The organism is Bacillus cereus group sp. BfR-BA-01309, assembly GCF_022664315.1.
GTDB classification, from domain to species: Bacteria; Bacillota; Bacilli; order Bacillales; family Bacillaceae_G; genus Bacillus_A; species Bacillus_A mobilis.
The window spans coordinates 1-17,404 of the sequence record NZ_JAKUHE010000027.1; the positions used below are offsets into that span (position 1 = coordinate 1).

Below are 17,404 nucleotides of genomic sequence, written 5' to 3' on the forward strand. Positions count from 1 at the left end.
TTTTGTTTCTTGGTAGTTGTTGGCTTGTTTTCACTTCTCCAATAGACTGAATATGAACTACTTTCTTTCCTATAATCAGTCTTTCATAATTAGCATAAAATCCTTGGATTACATCTTTTTTGGATTTATAAGAAGTGTGATAACCATTTTTGTACTTTTTGAACGGATGTTTCCTCGCCGTATCAAAATCTTTTGAAGCCTGTTTAGGAACTTGTGCATTAATGTCTTTTAACCACTCATATATCTTTCGCTTCTTGATCTTTGTAAATCGTTTCTGTAAAGCTAACTGTGAAACAGATTTTCCAAATAGCTTATAGTATCTATCACTCATTCTTTTACAATAGTTATAAGCGAATCTTGCAGCACCAGCATGGTTTCTAAGCACTTTTTCTTGTTCAGGCGTTGGAATCAGTCTAACTTTCTTCGCCAATATCATCAGAATGTAACTCCTTTAATGAAAGATTTGTTCTTCTGAATCGTAGCGTGTTCCACCAGCATTCTCCTGAGACCACTCGGATGCAAACCTGTTAATTTTGATACTTGACTAACTCGTAAAAATTTCATTATTATTCTTACCTCATTGAATCTACCATAGCACATACGTTCGATAGATTCAATGAGGTTTGATAGATTTAATTAAATGCATCTCGTTCAACTAAGGGCGCAATTCCTTAGCCAGTTCTCTTATGAACTTCTCATATTTTCACATGAGCGCAGACTATATGTTTATCTCTTTAGAGATAGAGGATTTTTCCACCACCATAGGCTTGTAGTGTACTCTCGTCAGTTATACGAGATAGTCGTTGAACGTTCATCTTATCCATTTTGACTTAGATGATTCGAGGCGGAAGACCCATTGTTCTAGTGTTTAGGATTTAACCTTGCACCATCTGATTGATTTTTTCTGCTTTCGCGACATTCACGCTCGCCATTTCTAGCCACGTTGTAGTTCAATCTGCTTTAGGGATTGCCCGCAGTTAACCCTCACTACTAGCCAATTACTTGACTAGCAGGGCTTACTGATATATTTAATTAACTTTGGTTATAATTGGTTAAATATATCGTAACAGTTAGTTACCCTTTCTTTTTATTATATAAAAAAAGAAAGGAAGGCAGAAGTATTTTTTAAACGATCGATTTATTAGAAACACTCGCTTCGAATTTACGTTTTGAGATTACATAGTTTATAGCAATTCCTAATGAAAGGATCAATATGAAACTTAGTAAATAAAACGGTACCATGACACCTACCTTAGAAACACCAGCTGTAAACAGCATTAATAATACAATTCGCATTCCTGTACCAATTAATCGAAATAAGCTGTCTACACGTCCCATTACTTCGTTTGGAATTTCCTCCATCATCAATACATTTCTTGCCACTCTTGTACCTGCATTTCCAATTGCATGAAAAATTGCAAGTCCGTATAACAACATTACGGAAGGTTCAATAATCATTACGGTAATTGAAATTACATATATAATCATCGTCATGACGATTGAAACTTCTATCTTTATATATTTCATCATAATTGGAATACCTATTCCCGCAAGAACCGCTCCGACACCGTACATCATACCTTCTATTGCGTATACTGAGGCACTGGCTTTTAATATATCTGAAATGTATACCGGGATTAAATAATTTGCCATCATCACACCAATAAAGGGCATATAAGTTGCAAGTAAAAACCAAAAGAACTTCGGACGCTTTTGCATGAAGTGAATCCCTTCGAACAATTGCTTCTTAAATGTTACTTTCTTTTTTACTTCCTTTTTCTTTACGTACGGTATACATAAGAAAAGGATGAAAGCTCCTACAAAAGTTAACATATCTACTAACAAAATCCATTTTAATGAAATGATTTCAATAAGGAAGCTAGCAGCCGCTCCTGAAATAACTTGCGTTAGCTGTCCTTGTATTTCCATTGTTCCACTTAAATTTTTATAATGTTCTGCTTGAAATATCTCTTGGTTGAACGCAAATATTGTAGGATAAAATAATAAATAGTAAAATGACCCTGCTATATATATAAGAATATAGTGAATTGAATGATAAGGTTGCCCAGTAAATCCCCATATAGCCATCATTCCTATAACGGCTATCCCAATACCTTCATTACATAATAATAAAGATTTTCTTGAAAAACGATCAATACTTTGCCCAATAAACGGTGTTAATAAAAACATAATCAGAGTTGCGATGATGGAAACATAACCAAACGTTGTATCTCCACCACTCTCTTTAATTAACAACCACGGAATCGTTATCATAACAATTCCGGAACCAATAGCTGATAAACTATTGGCCCCTAGAATGAAATACAAGCGTGAATCTTTATACAGAGATGGCATATCACTCAACTCCTAGTTGTTTTTTCACCTCTTTATATACACCCATATATGCTTTTAATTCTTTAACTAAATCATGAATTAATGGTTTTGCATCCTCTCCCAGTTCACCGTCTTGTACATGAAGTCCATCAAGCACAACTTGTTTTGGGATGGCATTTGCGTATACCCCTCTTGCAACAGTGCGCATACTGTTTAATGCGTTTATTCCACCTTTACCGCCCCCTGCAACTGCAAGTAATGCGACAGGTTTATGAACAAATTCACTACTACTTAAGTAATCTAACGAATTTTTCAACGCACCACTCATTGCATTATGATATTCAGGTGTACATAGTACTACACCGTCTGCAGTTTTCACTAACGCCTTTAATTTTTTTACCGCTTCTAATTCACGTTGTGATTCTTCCCCATTATATAAAGGCAGTTCCTCTGCTGCTAAATCGTATAACTCCCCTTCAAATTGATCAGCAATATATTTTGCCACCACACGCGTTCTACCGAATTTTCTTGGTGTACCGTTAATAACGACTAGTTTCATAATTATTTCTCCCCTTTGTTTTCAAGTTATACTTATATATTATCAGAAATTTCTATACAAAACACAATATAAAGAGGGAACTAGCTTGATAAAATAGTATGATAGGCAAAAAAAAGAACTCATACGAAAGTATGAGTTCTTCACAATTACGATTCTCCACCATTATGACTCAGTATACCTTTGCTTCCATTCGCTTCAAAATGGGTATACGCTTTTTCTGCTAATTTAATACGTTCTTCTGGTAAAGATATATATTTCAAAATATTTTCTATTATTTTTTCGTACGAAGTAAACACAATTCCTGGCCACTCCATTTCGTCCTCTGGATTACTATTTTCCGAAATAATAAACTTTTTATTTGCCACTGCATAAGATACCCGAGGTGTTTCAAGAATGCCTGACAAGTAAAAATGAATATTTAATATAATTTTAGACCTAGCAATCAACTCATTTCTAGCAATTCCCCACGCATTATTTTTAAAAACTATATTTAAATTTGGAGCAACTGCTTTTAATTGATCTAAAATAGCTTGCCGCCTCGAATTAAGAGCACCTATAAACAGTATATCAATGTCTTCAGTGATCTCATCATCAAATGCATCTTTTTTTATTTCCAAAGTTGGAGCATAGTTCATTCCTACATGTTTTATTTCTTTTCCTATCCCTTTTTGTTTTAACCATTCTATATTTTGTTTACTATAATCCCAAATCTCCTTATCTTTTAACAATATTAAATAAAATGGATGGGCATAAGGGCTTCCTTCATATAGCTGTTCTAAATTATAAATAATTGCATTTTTCGGTAGTAGATTTGGGTTATGTGCATACGTATGTGCTCCAAAAACAATTGTATTTTTCACATTTTCTAGTATTGTTTCTGATATAATTGCTGTATTTCCCTCTTGCTCCAATCGCCATTTCAATGCTCGCGCGACATCTATAAAACTACCATACGTCTTTGGACATATAAAAAGACAATAATCATATTCTTTATTCAAATATGCTTCCATTAGTCTTAAATTATTTTTATATAAATCCACATCTGGATATTTCAGTAAAAGCTCATTTGCATGTTTTTTTGCTACTTTATACATTCCAGCATAATAAGCAGCAATGCACCTTCTTAATTCGATTTTTTCCCGATGTTCTTCTGCTACGTCCATGTCTATAAGAAGATTTGCGACACAATACGCTTTTAAATGATCACGATCATAATAATAATCTAGTAGTGGCATCAATTCTTCATACGCATTTCCATGCACAGATTCACCTAGTTCAAGCGCCCATCGTATTAATTCCATGATTACTCCACTACTCCTTTAACTGAAATTGTATTTAATAAAATTTCGCATTACTTTCTACCATATTTGCTATATGAAACGGTAGCTCTTCTTTTTTTGATTCCAAATATTTTTGTGATACTGCACCTAAATGTTTTTTATGCGGTATATAAAAAGCACTTATAGAAATCTCATAGTCAAATAAGTAATCATACACATGATAATCTACAAATAGAAGATCATTTTTCGGAAAAGGAATTTCCTTCCCTTGCAACGCATACATCAAAGCAATATTATTTTGAGATTTTAATCGATACATTCTTGCAAGCTGGTATAATGGTTCAGCCCGAGTTGGTCTATATTCCCACGCTTTTTGAAAATAAAGAATAGCTAATGCTGTATATTGCTCTTCTTGCGTCTTTGCATTTTCTATTTCATCCACTTCTGTTACTTCATATTGTTTATTCGCTGAACGATTTGCTAATTGTTCATAACAAAATCCTATTCGCAATAACGAATAGAACACCTCTTCAACCCATCCACCTGCTTCCACCCGTTTTTTATACCATTTAATCGAATCTTCAAATTGGCTTAAATGAAAATAAGTTTGGGCTAAATAAAATAAATATCTTATATGCAAATCTGGCGTTGTTTCTGGATCACTCAACCCTTGTAACAACAACCTCTCATCTCTCTCGAATTTATCAGCCTTACTACCACCATCTCCAGGATCGTTAACGACAAGTGTCTCTAACCTAGCTACCCTCGTATTGTAATCCGCACCAACTTTGGAACGATCTATATCCCAATACTCATGAGTAACACCGACAGATTTCCATGGTAAAGAAGCTTTCAAAAGACGTGTAAGCCAATACTTAATATGAATATCATATTGCAATGTAAGATAATGGTCTTCCGTTAAACTGGTCTTATCAAACTCTGGATCAACTTCTAATATCATATCAGCATCTAATATTAATAAATAATCTGCTTCCGGATATGTTTTTTGTGCCAATGAAACTGCTAAACTTCTGTTATAACCAAAGTTTTTAAAAGGTTCATGATGAACTGTTCCAGGGACTTCATTTTCTTTACACCAATTTTCAATAATTTCAGGTGTATGATCAGTTGATCCCGTATCACAAATAGAAACAAAATCTACAATTGATTTTGTAGCATTTAAACATCTTTCCATAATTCTAGACTCGTTTTTAACAATCATACAAAGACATAACTTTTTTTCTTTCCCTGTATTCTTTACTTGCTCATTTCCCATTTAACCACCTCATATTTTATTAACACGCTCTTCTCGTATGTAACACTATTTCATAGCTACACTGATGACATAACCATCCTTTTACTATTTATGAAAACTTCATTTTATTTATTCTTATTTTTATGTTGGGACATCTTTCATGCTTCACTATATATTTGATACAATCAGCACAAATAAACAATGATTGATTGGTATTTTTAAATGAGAAATTTCTTTCACTATAAAAAAAGAAACTTGCGCCTTTGCACAAGTTTCTTTTCAAAAATCATTTCCTATTTTTTCACAACTTCATGTCCACCGAACTGATTACGAAGAGCTGAAACTACTTTTCCGTGGAATGTATCATCTTCTTGAGAACGGTAACGCATAAATAATGACATTGCGATTACTGGTGCTGCCGCTTGAAGTTCAAGTGCCGTTTCCACAGTCCATTTCCCTTCTCCTGAAGAGTTCATTACCCCTTTAATGCCATCTAGTTTAGGATCCTCTGCAAACGCCTTTTCAGTTAAGTCCATTAACCAACCGCGGATAACTGATCCATTTGCCCATACTTTTGCAACATCTTCATAATTGAAATCAAAATCACTTTTATCTAACACTTCAAATCCTTCAGCAATTGCTTGCATCATACCGTATTCAATACCGTTATGAACCATTTTTAAGAAATGACCACTACCAACGCGGCCCGCATAAGAATAGCCCTTCTCTACTGCTAAATCTTTAAATAAAGGTTCTAATTGATCGTAAATTTCTTTTTCTCCACCAACCATTAAGCAAGCACCGTCTCTAGCTCCTTCTACACCGCCTGATGTTCCGATATCTACGTAATGTAATCCAAAGCTTTTCGCTTCTTCCGCACGGCGTAACGTATCTTTATAGAATGAATTTCCACCTTCAATAACGATATCGCCTTCCTCTAATAATGGATATACATCTTTTAATACTGACTCAACAACTTCTCCCGCAGGTACCATTACCCAAATTGTACGAGGAGCTTCTAGTTCAGCAATCATTTCTTTTAATGTATGTCGAGCAGTAATCCCTAAAGCCCCTGCCTTTTCAACAAGCTCTTTATTTACATCGTATACAACTACTTCATGCTTGTCTTCATATAAATGTTCTGCTAATGGGAATCCCATTTTTCCTAATCCAATTAAACCTAGTTTCATATTAATCAATCTCCCATTCTATACAAATATATTTAATAACGAAATTAGTCCAAGTGCTACAACAGATAATATGGTCTCCATTGCAGTCCATGTTAATAATGTTTCTTTCACAGTCATTCCGAAATACTCTTTAATCATCCAAAATCCAGAATCATTTACATGTGATAAAATTAATGATCCTGCACCTGTTGCAAGTGCTAATAGTTCAACGTTTACACCTGGTGTACTTGCTGCAATCGGTGCTACAATTCCAGCTGCTGTCATCATAGAAACTGTAGCAGATCCCGTCGCAATTCGGATAAGTGCCGCAATTCCCCAACCTAATAATATCGGTGAAATATGAGATTCTTTCGCCATTTCTGCGATTGTCGTTCCAATTCCAGAATCTAATAATACTTTATTAAACGCGCCGCCTGCACCGATAACTAACAATATGTTCGCAATAGGCCCTAAACAATCATTTGTAAATTGTAATACTTTATCCTTTGAGAAACCTTTTGCATAACCAAGACTAAAGAAAGAATATATCGTTGCAATTAATAATGCGACGATTGGATCTCCAATAAAATGCAATACTTGTGCAAGTTGACTTGTTTTGCTTAGCGCGACTTCCGCAATCGATGCACCAAGCATTAGAAACACTGGAAGTAAAATCGTAAACAATGTATTTCCGAAACTAGGAAGTTCCTTCTTCTTATCTCTTTCAATAAATTGCTCTGCTATATCTAATGGCACTTCTTTATGTATACGAGCACCAATCCATTTCCCGTAAAGCGGACCTGAAATGATTGCAGTTGGAAGTCCGACAATTAATGCATATAAAATTGTTTTCCCTACATCTGCTTTAAAAATACCTACCGCTGCCATCGCTGCTGGATGCGGTGGCACAAGTCCGTGTACAACAGATAGTCCTGCTACTAGTGGAATACCGATTGTAATAAGTGATACCCCTGTTTCTAACGCAATTGTAAATACTAATGGTATTAATAGTACAAAACCAACTTGGAAAAATACTGGAATCCCTACTAAAAATGCAACGAACATCATTGCCCAGTGAACACGTTTCTTCCCAAAACGATCAATTAATGTGGTAGCAATTCGTTCAGCACCGCCAGATTCGGCCATCATTTTTCCAAGCATCGTTCCTAATGCTAAAACTATCGCTAAAAACCCTAACGTATTACCAAGCCCTAGTTTAATAGAGTCGATAATCCCTGGATCTTTTGGTGAAGTTCCAATCAATGGCATTCCCATTGCTAGCCCTACACCAATTGCTGTTAAAATTAACGCGACAAATGGATGCCACTTTACTACCGTAATAAGTAAAAGTAGTATGACAACTGCCGCTAGTACGATCCCAACTACCATTTCTCCCAATCCCCCTATTGTTTACGTTGGAAAGCAGCTATACAATCAAATTCTTCTTTCAAGCGATTGTAAAGTCGTTCATACATATAAAACATTTCTAAATATATAGCCGTATTTTCTTTATTCGGTACATGGTGATGAACAATATCAATCCAATCCTTTACCTCTTCAAGAGAATCAATTTTTCCTACAGCATATAAAGCAACTGCCGCTGCCCCAAGCGCAGATGCTTCATGACTTTCAGGAACAAGCAATTCTTTTCCCATCATATCGGATAGCATTTGTCTCCAAAATGCAGATTTCGCAAATCCTCCTGAAACGCGTATTTCAGTAAGTGGCCCTGTACAATCCCTAATTGCAAGTGCAACAGAATATACGCTCATACAAACACCTTCCATAACTGCTCGTATAAAATGTTCTCGTTTATGCTGAAGGTTAATTCCAAAGAATGTACCACGCGCATTTGCATTCCAGTAAGGTGCACGTTCTCCAGAAAGAAACGGTAAAAATAGCAATCCACCTGCTCCAGCTGGTACACTTTCCGCATATTTAATTAATAAATCATATGGATCAATGCCAAGCTTCCTTGCTACTTCTTGTTCTGGGCTACCAAATTCATCACGTAACCATCTCAATAATATTCCGCCGTTATTCGTTGGTCCGCCGATCACCCAGTGCTCGTCTGTTAATGCATAACAAAACGTTCTTCCTTTTTCATCTGTATTAACACTTGATGAAATTGTTCGAACCGCACCACTTGTTCCAATCGTAATTGCAGCCGATCCAGGAGATATTGCCCCAACGCCTACATTCGCAAGGACACCATCACTTGCACCAATAACAACTGGGGTATCTTCACGAATGCCCATCTTTTGTGCTAATTCAGGCTTCATACCCGATAAAATATATGTAGTTGGCACAGGTGTTGATAATTGTTCTGGTGACATATGTAACATCGTTAAAACATCTTCATCCCAGTTTAATGTTTCTAAATTAAATAACCCAGTTGCAGATGCTATCGAATAATCCACTACGTAACGTGAAAATAATTGGTAAATCACATACTCTTTAATGGAAATAAATTTATAAGCACTCGCGTATAATTCCGGCTCTTCTTCTTTCATCCACAATAATTTAGAAAGTGGCGACATCGGATGAATTGGTGTACCCGTTCGTCTATAAATGTCATGCCCATTCATATGTTGTAATAATTTTTCTGATTGCTTCGTACTTCGATTATCTGCCCAAATGATAGAACGTGTTAATGGCGCACCATGTTCATCTACTGCAATTAATGCGTGCATCGCTGTACTAATACCGATTGAAGAAATATCTTCTGGTAACACGTTACCTTTTCTGATGGCAACGCTTACAGTTTTATATACAGCAGCACATATTACATCAGGATCTTGCTCAGCCCATCCGACGTTCGGTTGAATAATTGGGTAATCAACTGCATGTGATGCAACGACTTTTCCTTTTTCTGTGAACACAACCGTTTTTGTACTTGTGGTACCGATATCAATCCCGATAACTCTCCCCCTTGTTTCCATGCAAATCTTCCCTTCGTTTCTAGCAAAATACGATCTAGTAAACCGTTTACATGAATTAGTATATAAAATATTTTTTCTTTAATCAAGTTTTAAAAAGAAAATTTTTTTCATCACAAAAAAATAAATCTCCTCATTCCATTTCACTACATACTAAATTTTGATTTTCTCCGCGTTAAATTTGCGTTATATTCGTTACGCAACACACTCTTTTTCTTTCATTAACAACACATAGAGAGTCCTTCCATACGTTCTATTCATTTGCATGAAAAAGGAGTTGTACAGCAACTACCTCTGCAATGGAAATTTCTTTGCACTTTGCTCGTTTTTATTGTATCAAGTTCACTCGTCTTTTTATCTTAATAGTCTTAGAGCGCGTATCCTACTATCACTTTATTAACTTGTAAATATATGTTCCATACTATAAAATCTAATAGTATTTATATTTTTCAGAAAAATAAAACAATATATTAGACTTTATTGTATAATGTTGTAAAAAGATGTCGGAGGGATTTAATGTTACATAAAATATCTCAATTCACAATTAAGCTTTCATCAATTCTTTTATCACTCTTACTATTATTAAATTTACCTTATTTATTTGTCACTCAACAAGGATTCACCTTTCAACCCATTTATTTTTTTGACCAGATCGTTACTCTGTTAAAACAGGTTTTCTCCCCTGCATCATTGTTGGTTATAGGATCAGACCCAAAGTATGGTCATTTAAAAACAACACCATTATTTCCAACTGTTTTAGAACCTTATCTATATTCATTTACTGTATTATTTGTAGCCTTTTTGCTTGCACTCTTTATTTCATCTAGCATGGCATTTTTTTATTTTTTAGCAAAAGATTATATAAAAAAATGGATAAACCGAATTGTATTCATATTAGAAGCTGTCCCTGATATGATGATGATGATTTGTTTGCAAATATTTTTCATATGGGTACTTCAGAAATTCGGGGAAGCTCCTTTCACCATTATTTCTTTTAATGAAAATCGAGCTTACTTACTCCCTATTTTATCTTTAGCTGTCTTACCTACATTACAAATGTTTCGAATGATGGTGTTATACATACAAGAAGAACATGGAAAACATTACGTAGAGGTTGCATATGGAAAAGGCCTTTCATCCAGTTATATACTGCGCATTCATTTATTCAAAAATATATCTATCCACTTCTTCCATCATTTAAAAACGATTTTTGTTTTCTTACTTTCTAACTTATTCATTTTAGAATTTGTTTTTAATATGCAAGGCATTATTCAATTTTTATTTAAAAAGGCGTTTATTTCACCTCCAGCTGCATTTATCATACTTGTCATGATTATCTTACCGTTTTATGCCATTTTCCAAATAATCTCTCTCATCATGAATAGATGGCAAAAGCAATTGAAAGGAGCGGCTCTATGAAATCTATTTGGAAGTCAAAACGATTTTTAATCGGCTTTACTTATTTATTCATACTTGTTTCAGCGAGTTTTATTTATAGCTGGTTCTTTAAAGATAACATCCCAAAACCTCCTCAGTTACTTTACAATGACAATAACGAATTACTTGGAAAGGCCCCCTTTCCACCATCGTTAATACCGCCTTTTGGATCTGATCGTTTTGGAGAATCTGTTTTCTTACAAATTATAGAAGGAGCAAAATTTACCATTTTATTAGCCGTGGCAATTAGCTTCTTTCGAATTTTATTCGGAACATGTATAGGAATCCTCTTAAGTTTATATGCTCCAAAATTCAAGAGATTTTTCCAGTCATGCTCAGAAGTTTTTTATTACATTCCTACTTTATTTATCGCATTTATACTCATCACACCCGTTAATATTGTAATCGTATCAAATGCTGATAGATTAGATCCAAATGTTTCATTTGCGTTTTATCAAGTACTCGTACTTATTTTCGTCGCTCTGCCTACACTTTCTTTATATATATCCTCAGAGGTTGATGAATTTATGAAACAAGATTACATTTTAAGTTCCCAATTGCTAGGAGCTAGCCGTTTTCATATTATCAAAAAACACTTACGAGTCTTATTGCTTGATCGCTTATTTGTGTTATTCATGGAACATATCGTCCAAGCACTCATACTCGTTATCCATTTAGCGTTGCTTGACATTGTAATTGGCGGGATTCAAATGCGAGAACTCTATGACGGAGTGCTCAAACCTGTTTCTCTATCTAACGATTGGGCAGGCCTTATTGGATTAAATCGTTATGAAATGAATCTTTCATGGTGGATTATTTTTTATACTCTCGTTTCATTCTTTATTACGATTCTTTTTATTAAACTTATGACAATCGGAATTCAAGATGCACTGAAAGCAAGAGATTTGCAAGCAGTAGCAATTCAAACCGTTCCAGATCATAAAAAATTTGTTAAAAGTAAAGATTCTTTTTCGTTTGCAGATAAAGTGAACCTTTAATCATTTCTCATTAATCAGCATTGATATAAAAAAAAGCTGATCCTTGTTGAATGCAGGGATCAGCTTCTTTATGCCGTCTAACTTTTTTAATATCCTTTGCTAGACTCATATTCTTTATATTTAAAGTGAATTATTTACAATCACAATTATGCTGTTTAAAATCGATTACCATACGTCCTTGAATTCTACCTTGTTCCATTTCTTCGAATACATTTTGTACTTTATCTAGAGAACACGTTTGAACAACCGGCACTACTTTTCCTTCTGCACCGAACATGAACGCCTCCTCTAAGTCCTTACGAGTACCGACTAGAGAACCAACTACTTCAATTCCATCTAATACAAGTCGCGGAATGTTTAAATCCATAGTTTCTACTGGTAAACCGACTGCAACGACTTTACCACAAGCACGTACTGCATCAACTGCTGAGTTGAATGCTACTTTAGAAACCGCTGTTACTACAGCAGCATAAGCACCACCAAACTCATCTTGCACAATCTTATCAGCAGGACCTTGAGAAATTGGATTGATGGTCATATCAGCGCCAACCTCTTTTGCTAAGGCTAATTTATCATCATTAATATCTACTGCAACTACCTTTGCACCAAATACGTTTTTAGCATATTGGATAGCTAGGTTACCTAATCCACCACAACCATAGATGACGATAGGTTGACCAGGTTTAATATGTGATACTTTTATTGCTTTATATGTAGTTACGCCCGCACATGTAATTGATGATGCTTGAGCAGGATCTAATCCTTCTGGTACTTTCACCGCATAGTCAGCTGTAACAATACATTGCTCCGCCATACCACCATCTACTGAATAACCAGCATTCTTAACTTCACGGCAAAATGTTTCTCTACCAGTTACACAATATTCACAACGTCCACAAGATTGGAACATCCACGCAATACTTACACGATCACCTATCTTTAGTGAAGTAACATCATCAGCAAGTTTCGTAACAATACCTACACCCTCATGACCAAGAATACGGCCATCTGTGTTTCCAAAATCATGATTTGCAACGTGTAAATCAGTATGACAAACTCCACAATACTCTACATCTACTAACGCTTCACCTGAGTGTAACGGACGTAATTCCTTTTCAATAACTTCAATGTTTGCTTTACTATTTTTATTAACTACTACTGCTTTCATATGTGATCTCCCCTTTAGTGTTTTAGAATTTTAATGAGTACATCTCAAAACTTCTGTCTTCACTGATTTGGCTAATCATTATGCCAAATTTAAATGTTCAATCATCATTACACGTTCATCATAACATGTAATTTTAAAAGCATATTGTTAAATATTGAACAATATTTGAATTATTAACCAAATATTTTCTTACTTTATTTAAAGAAATGCAAAAAATATAGAGGTTGAAAATATTTTTTTAAGCTTTGAAGATTAAAAGTAGTATATTTCTATAGACAAATAGAATTATTACATAAATCCTTCTATTATTATATTTAGGTCATACACTTTAAATGCAATAAAATCAAAGACAAGAACTTATTAATTCCTGTCTTTTTATAACGTGGTGCGATCCTACACCCATCTATTTAAGAAATTCCTCCTATAATCCCTAGTATAGAAACGGAATAATTCGCCAAGTCTTGGACTGATATTGCCTATATTGTTCACCAAATAGCGTAATAAGGACTCTCTCCTCAATTTTTATACGATACGAATACACAAGGAAAAATAAAATGATATTTATGATAACGGCAATGAATGAAGATGAAGATATAGCAAATCCTAAAAAGGTCAAAAAAGAACCTAAATAACCAGGATGACGAACATATTTATATAGTCCGTTTTGAATTAACTTATGTCCCCCTTGCATTCCTACATTTCTACTGTAAAATCTACCTAAAATTTTCATTGAAGAAAATCTTATCCATACACCGATTAGCGCGATAATAACACCGAAAAACAGCAATGAATGAATCTTATTTACTGTAAAGAAATACATAATCTCTGGAATGGTTAACATCAATGCAAAAACTACTCCGATAAAAAAACTAGAACCACGATTTTGTTTTTCTTCTTTAACAGGTGAACTTCTATAAAACTCTAATAATAAATACAGAAGAATAGGTAAATAAGCTATGAGAAACATAATTCTTTATCCTTTCAATAAAAATATTTTATAACTAACTCCCTTTTTACCCCAATCTGATTTGTCAGTTTGTCGTTCTATTTACCAATGTTTATTTCTTTAACCGCCATTAAACACCCTTCAAGGCTTTGTCTTCCTCCCATATGCCAAACATACAATTCAAATTTCATATCTACATTATACGAATTGAATTGAATATTCATTCTTTTTATTCATTATGCAAACAAAAAAGGATAATCAGCCCCATAATGGACTAATTACCCTATCAGTAATTATCGAAATTGAACATTTAAATTGCCTTTTATATTCGTTTCATCGAAATTGTTTCACGTATACTTTGTAAATTTTGCAACGTTTCTTCTTGTCGTTGTAATGATAACCCAACGTATAAAGTATCTAACAAACTTAACTGTGCTAGTCGTGATGAACTTGCTTCTGTGCGGAATTCCGTCTCACGTGTTGAAGTGTATAATGTAATATCAGCAAGTTGACTCAATGCTGATTTCTGATAGCTCGTAATCGCAATTATACGAGCTCCCCTTGCTTTTGCTACTTCTAACGCTTCCAGTAACCCTTTATTGCTACCAGAATGAGAAATTGCAATGACCACTGCTTCTTTAGTTAGTAAACCCGCACCCATAATTTGAAAATGTGAATCTGTATGAGCAATACAAGAAATACCAGTTCTCATAAATTTATGATATGCATCCATCGCAATAATACCGGAACCACCATTTCCATAAAACTCAATACGGATTGTATCTTGCAATACTTTTACCGCTTGCTCTAGTGCTGTATCGTTTAGCAAATGTAATGTATCTTGCAGTCCTGTAATATGCGAATGAAAAACTTTTTTAGCAACAGTTACCATACTATCTTCCGCCGATACTTCTTCATGAATATTTTGCATTGGAGTATGTACAATTTCACGAGCTAATGTAATCTTTAAATCTTGAAACCCTTGAAAACCAAGATGCTTACATAAGCGGAATATCGTAGCTTCGGAGCTATTCGTAACTTCAGCTAATTCTGTAATAGATTTATGTACAACATCTTGTGGATGTTTCAAAATATGTTCAGCAATACTTCGCAATTTCGGTGATAAACCGTTTAACGAAGCCTGAATCTTTCCAAGCCCATTTCTTGTACCTGGCATAGCATATCTTCCCCTTCCATCGTAGCTTTATTGTACCTAATTATCGAAAGAAGAAAAACCTTTATTTGGCACTACTATAAATTGAAATTTTAATTAACGAGAGTATTGTACATCTCCCTCTGATTATTATCCCGCAAAATTTTAAAGACTCCTATGTATTCTGTCGCAACATGGTACATAATTATTCATATTTATTATTCCCTCCATGTTTCACCGCATATAATGCAGCTTGCGTACGATCATCTACTTCCAACTTAGCTAAAACATTTGAAACATGTGTTTTTACAGTTTGTTCTGTAATATGAAGCTCTGCTGCAATTTCCTTATTGCTTTTCCCTTTCGCAATTTCACGAAGTACTTCTTGCTCTCTTTTCGTTAACATGGAAAAAGGGTTTTCTTTTTCTTTTTTGACCGCTGACCGTCCTAAGAGTGCTGGTGTTACTTTCGGGTGAAAATTCGCATTCCCTTCCTGTACTGCAATGATAGAAGCTACAAGTTGCTCAGGTTGTACTTCTTTTAATTGATAACCATCTGCTCCAGCTTCTAGTGCTGGTAAAACATAATCTTGCTCTGAAAAACTGCTTAATATAAGTATCTTTATTGTCTCATCATACTGTTTTATTCGTTTTGTTGCTTCAATACCATCCATCTTCGGCATTGATAGATCCATTAATACTATATCTGGCCTTTTTGTTTGGACGAATGTTAATGCCTCTTCCCCATTTTCTGCTTCCCCAACAATTTCAAATTCTTCTCTCGTTTTCAAAAAGAATACAAGTCCTCTTCGAACAATATGATGATCCTCAACTAAAAGTAATTTAATCTTCAACCTTATTCTCCCCTTCAAACCGGCAATTGAATTTCAATTTTCGTACCCTTTTTCAACTCCGTTTTTATTTGAAACGATCCCTTCATTAACTGAATACGTTCCTTCATACTTTTTAAACCGAGCGCTGTCTCTCTTACGTTATCTTGTATAAATCCTATTCCGTTATCCTCTATGTAAAAATATAGCTGGTTATTTTCTATTTTTAAAAGAACATTTACCTTTTCACATGAAGCATGTTTTTTACAATTATGTATTGCTTCTTGACTAATACGCCATAAAACTTCTTCTATTTCATCCCCAATTGAAACCATTCCATCAATTCGAACTTCCACAAAAATCCCTAACAACTTCCCGTAATTTTTAATTGCTTCTGCTAAACCTTTCTCTAATCCTTCCGGTCTTAATTGCCAAATTAAAAGCGTCATTTCTTGTAATGCTTCCTGTGATAATTCTCCAATATAACTTAACATCTCTTGCAAGTCTCTATCTTGCGTCATGTTTAGAGTACCTTTTGCTGTTAGCATAATAGAAAATAACAATTGTTTTACTGAATCATGTAAATCACGAGCTAATCGATTTCTTTCAGCTACCACTACGTATTTACGTTCTTTTTCTACTAACTGAATACGTTGTATTGTCGTACCTATTTGAAATGCAATTGATTCTAATAATGCTAATTCTTCCTCTGCAAAATGTGTTTTTTGGGGCGAAGCCACATTTAATAGACCAAATTTCTCCGATCCAGACCTAAGAGGAATTGTCGCATGATGCGTTACATCTTCTGTCTCTCCCCAATTACATTCGATCGCATCCTCTATTCGCTTACATTCAATAATATTTGTTGCTTTTTCCAATCTGCCATTCACAAAACGCTCTACACACCAACAGTCTCCTTCACACATTGGCTTCTTCTCTTGCCAAGTAAGAGCTGGAGGTAAGTTTTGATCTACAAGCATACGGTGCTTTCCACTTTCATCAATAAAAAAGATCCACCCTGTTTCTAAATTCATAACTTGTAACAATGTATGTAACACTTTTTCTAACATGTCCTGTAAGTCTGTTGCTTCATTTAATAATTCAGCAATTGCTTTTAATGCTTCTAAACGATGCATCTCTTTTTCTTCAAAGTTCATTCTCATCACCAACTACCATTATAACATTAAGAAATTTCTAAATTCTACAAATTAAAAAGAGCCAAATTCCTTCGGCTCTTTCTTTATCTCAATCATTTTATTAATATTTTTCTATCCAATGTTGGATGCAGAATTTTCGTTAACAAACTGTTCTACTTTAACTGTCCGATAAAGTGAAAC

General features: G+C 34.5%; 15 protein-coding genes. 2 read left to right on the forward strand and 13 right to left on the reverse strand.

The window, feature by feature from the left end; genetic code table 11:
* The 8 genes from MR115_RS27470 to gntK form a co-directional block, all read right to left on the reverse strand.
* On the reverse strand, window positions 1–436 hold a 436-nt coding region (locus MR115_RS27470), incomplete at its 3' end, for a helix-turn-helix domain-containing protein (protein WP_242243407.1).
* A gap of 689 nt (window positions 437–1,125) precedes the next feature.
* Entirely contained in the window at window positions 1,126–2,355 is a 1,230-nt protein-coding gene (locus tag MR115_RS27475) for an MFS transporter (protein WP_242243408.1), read from the reverse strand.
* Between the two features lies 1 nt (window position 2,356).
* Window positions 2,357–2,893 (reverse strand): NADPH-dependent FMN reductase, encoded by a 537-nt coding sequence (locus tag MR115_RS27480; RefSeq protein ID WP_000780350.1) that lies wholly within the window; start codon window positions 2,891–2,893, stop codon window positions 2,357–2,359.
* Between the two features lie 146 nt (window positions 2,894–3,039).
* A complete protein-coding gene (locus tag MR115_RS27485; RefSeq protein ID WP_242243410.1) occupies window positions 3,040–4,194 on the reverse strand; it encodes a CgeB family protein in 1,155 nt (384 codons plus the stop codon).
* 34 nt (window positions 4,195–4,228) lie between these two features.
* Window positions 4,229–5,449, reverse strand: coding sequence for a tetratricopeptide repeat-containing glycosyltransferase (locus MR115_RS27490; RefSeq protein WP_242243411.1), 1,221 nt, complete (start codon window positions 5,447–5,449; stop codon window positions 4,229–4,231).
* 272 nt (window positions 5,450–5,721) lie between these two features.
* A complete protein-coding gene (gene gnd, locus MR115_RS27495) occupies window positions 5,722–6,618 on the reverse strand; it encodes a phosphogluconate dehydrogenase (NAD(+)-dependent, decarboxylating) (protein WP_242243412.1) in 897 nt (298 codons plus the stop codon).
* Window positions 6,619–6,636: 18 nt separating this feature from the next.
* Window positions 6,637–7,986, reverse strand: coding sequence for a GntP family permease (locus tag MR115_RS27500; protein ID WP_061678446.1), 1,350 nt, complete (start codon window positions 7,984–7,986; stop codon window positions 6,637–6,639).
* Between the two features lie 14 nt (window positions 7,987–8,000).
* Window positions 8,001–9,539, reverse strand: a complete 1,539-nt coding sequence (gene gntK, locus MR115_RS27505) for a gluconokinase (protein WP_242243414.1) — start codon at window positions 9,537–9,539, stop codon at window positions 8,001–8,003.
* A gap of 513 nt (window positions 9,540–10,052) precedes the next feature.
* Between gntK and MR115_RS27510 the strand changes: the two genes are divergently transcribed.
* A complete protein-coding gene (locus tag MR115_RS27510; protein ID WP_242243416.1) occupies window positions 10,053–10,955 on the forward strand; it encodes an ABC transporter permease subunit in 903 nt (300 codons plus the stop codon).
* Window positions 10,952–11,971, forward strand: a complete 1,020-nt coding sequence (locus MR115_RS27515) for an ABC transporter permease (RefSeq protein ID WP_142332073.1) — start codon at window positions 10,952–10,954, stop codon at window positions 11,969–11,971. Before MR115_RS27510 ends, MR115_RS27515 begins: the two co-directional genes overlap by 4 nt.
* Before the next feature lie 130 nt (window positions 11,972–12,101).
* On the opposite strand, the gene adhP is transcribed toward MR115_RS27515, so the two are convergent.
* The 5 genes from adhP to MR115_RS27540 form a co-directional block, all read right to left on the reverse strand.
* Window positions 12,102–13,139, reverse strand: a complete 1,038-nt coding sequence (adhP, locus tag MR115_RS27520) for an alcohol dehydrogenase AdhP (protein ID WP_242243417.1) — start codon at window positions 13,137–13,139, stop codon at window positions 12,102–12,104.
* Window positions 13,140–13,569: 430 nt separating this feature from the next.
* Window positions 13,570–14,106, reverse strand: coding sequence for a methyltransferase family protein (locus tag MR115_RS27525; RefSeq protein ID WP_242243418.1), 537 nt, complete (start codon window positions 14,104–14,106; stop codon window positions 13,570–13,572).
* A gap of 301 nt (window positions 14,107–14,407) precedes the next feature.
* Window positions 14,408–15,262, reverse strand: coding sequence for a MurR/RpiR family transcriptional regulator (locus MR115_RS27530; protein WP_242243420.1), 855 nt, complete (start codon window positions 15,260–15,262; stop codon window positions 14,408–14,410).
* Window positions 15,263–15,443: 181 nt separating this feature from the next.
* Window positions 15,444–16,091, reverse strand: a complete 648-nt coding sequence (locus MR115_RS27535) for a response regulator (RefSeq protein WP_242243422.1) — start codon at window positions 16,089–16,091, stop codon at window positions 15,444–15,446.
* A 14-nt stretch (window positions 16,092–16,105) separates the two neighbouring features.
* Window positions 16,106–17,224, reverse strand: coding sequence for a GAF domain-containing sensor histidine kinase (locus tag MR115_RS27540; RefSeq protein ID WP_472926395.1), 1,119 nt, complete (start codon window positions 17,222–17,224; stop codon window positions 16,106–16,108).
* Window positions 17,225–17,404: the final 180 nt, after the last annotated feature.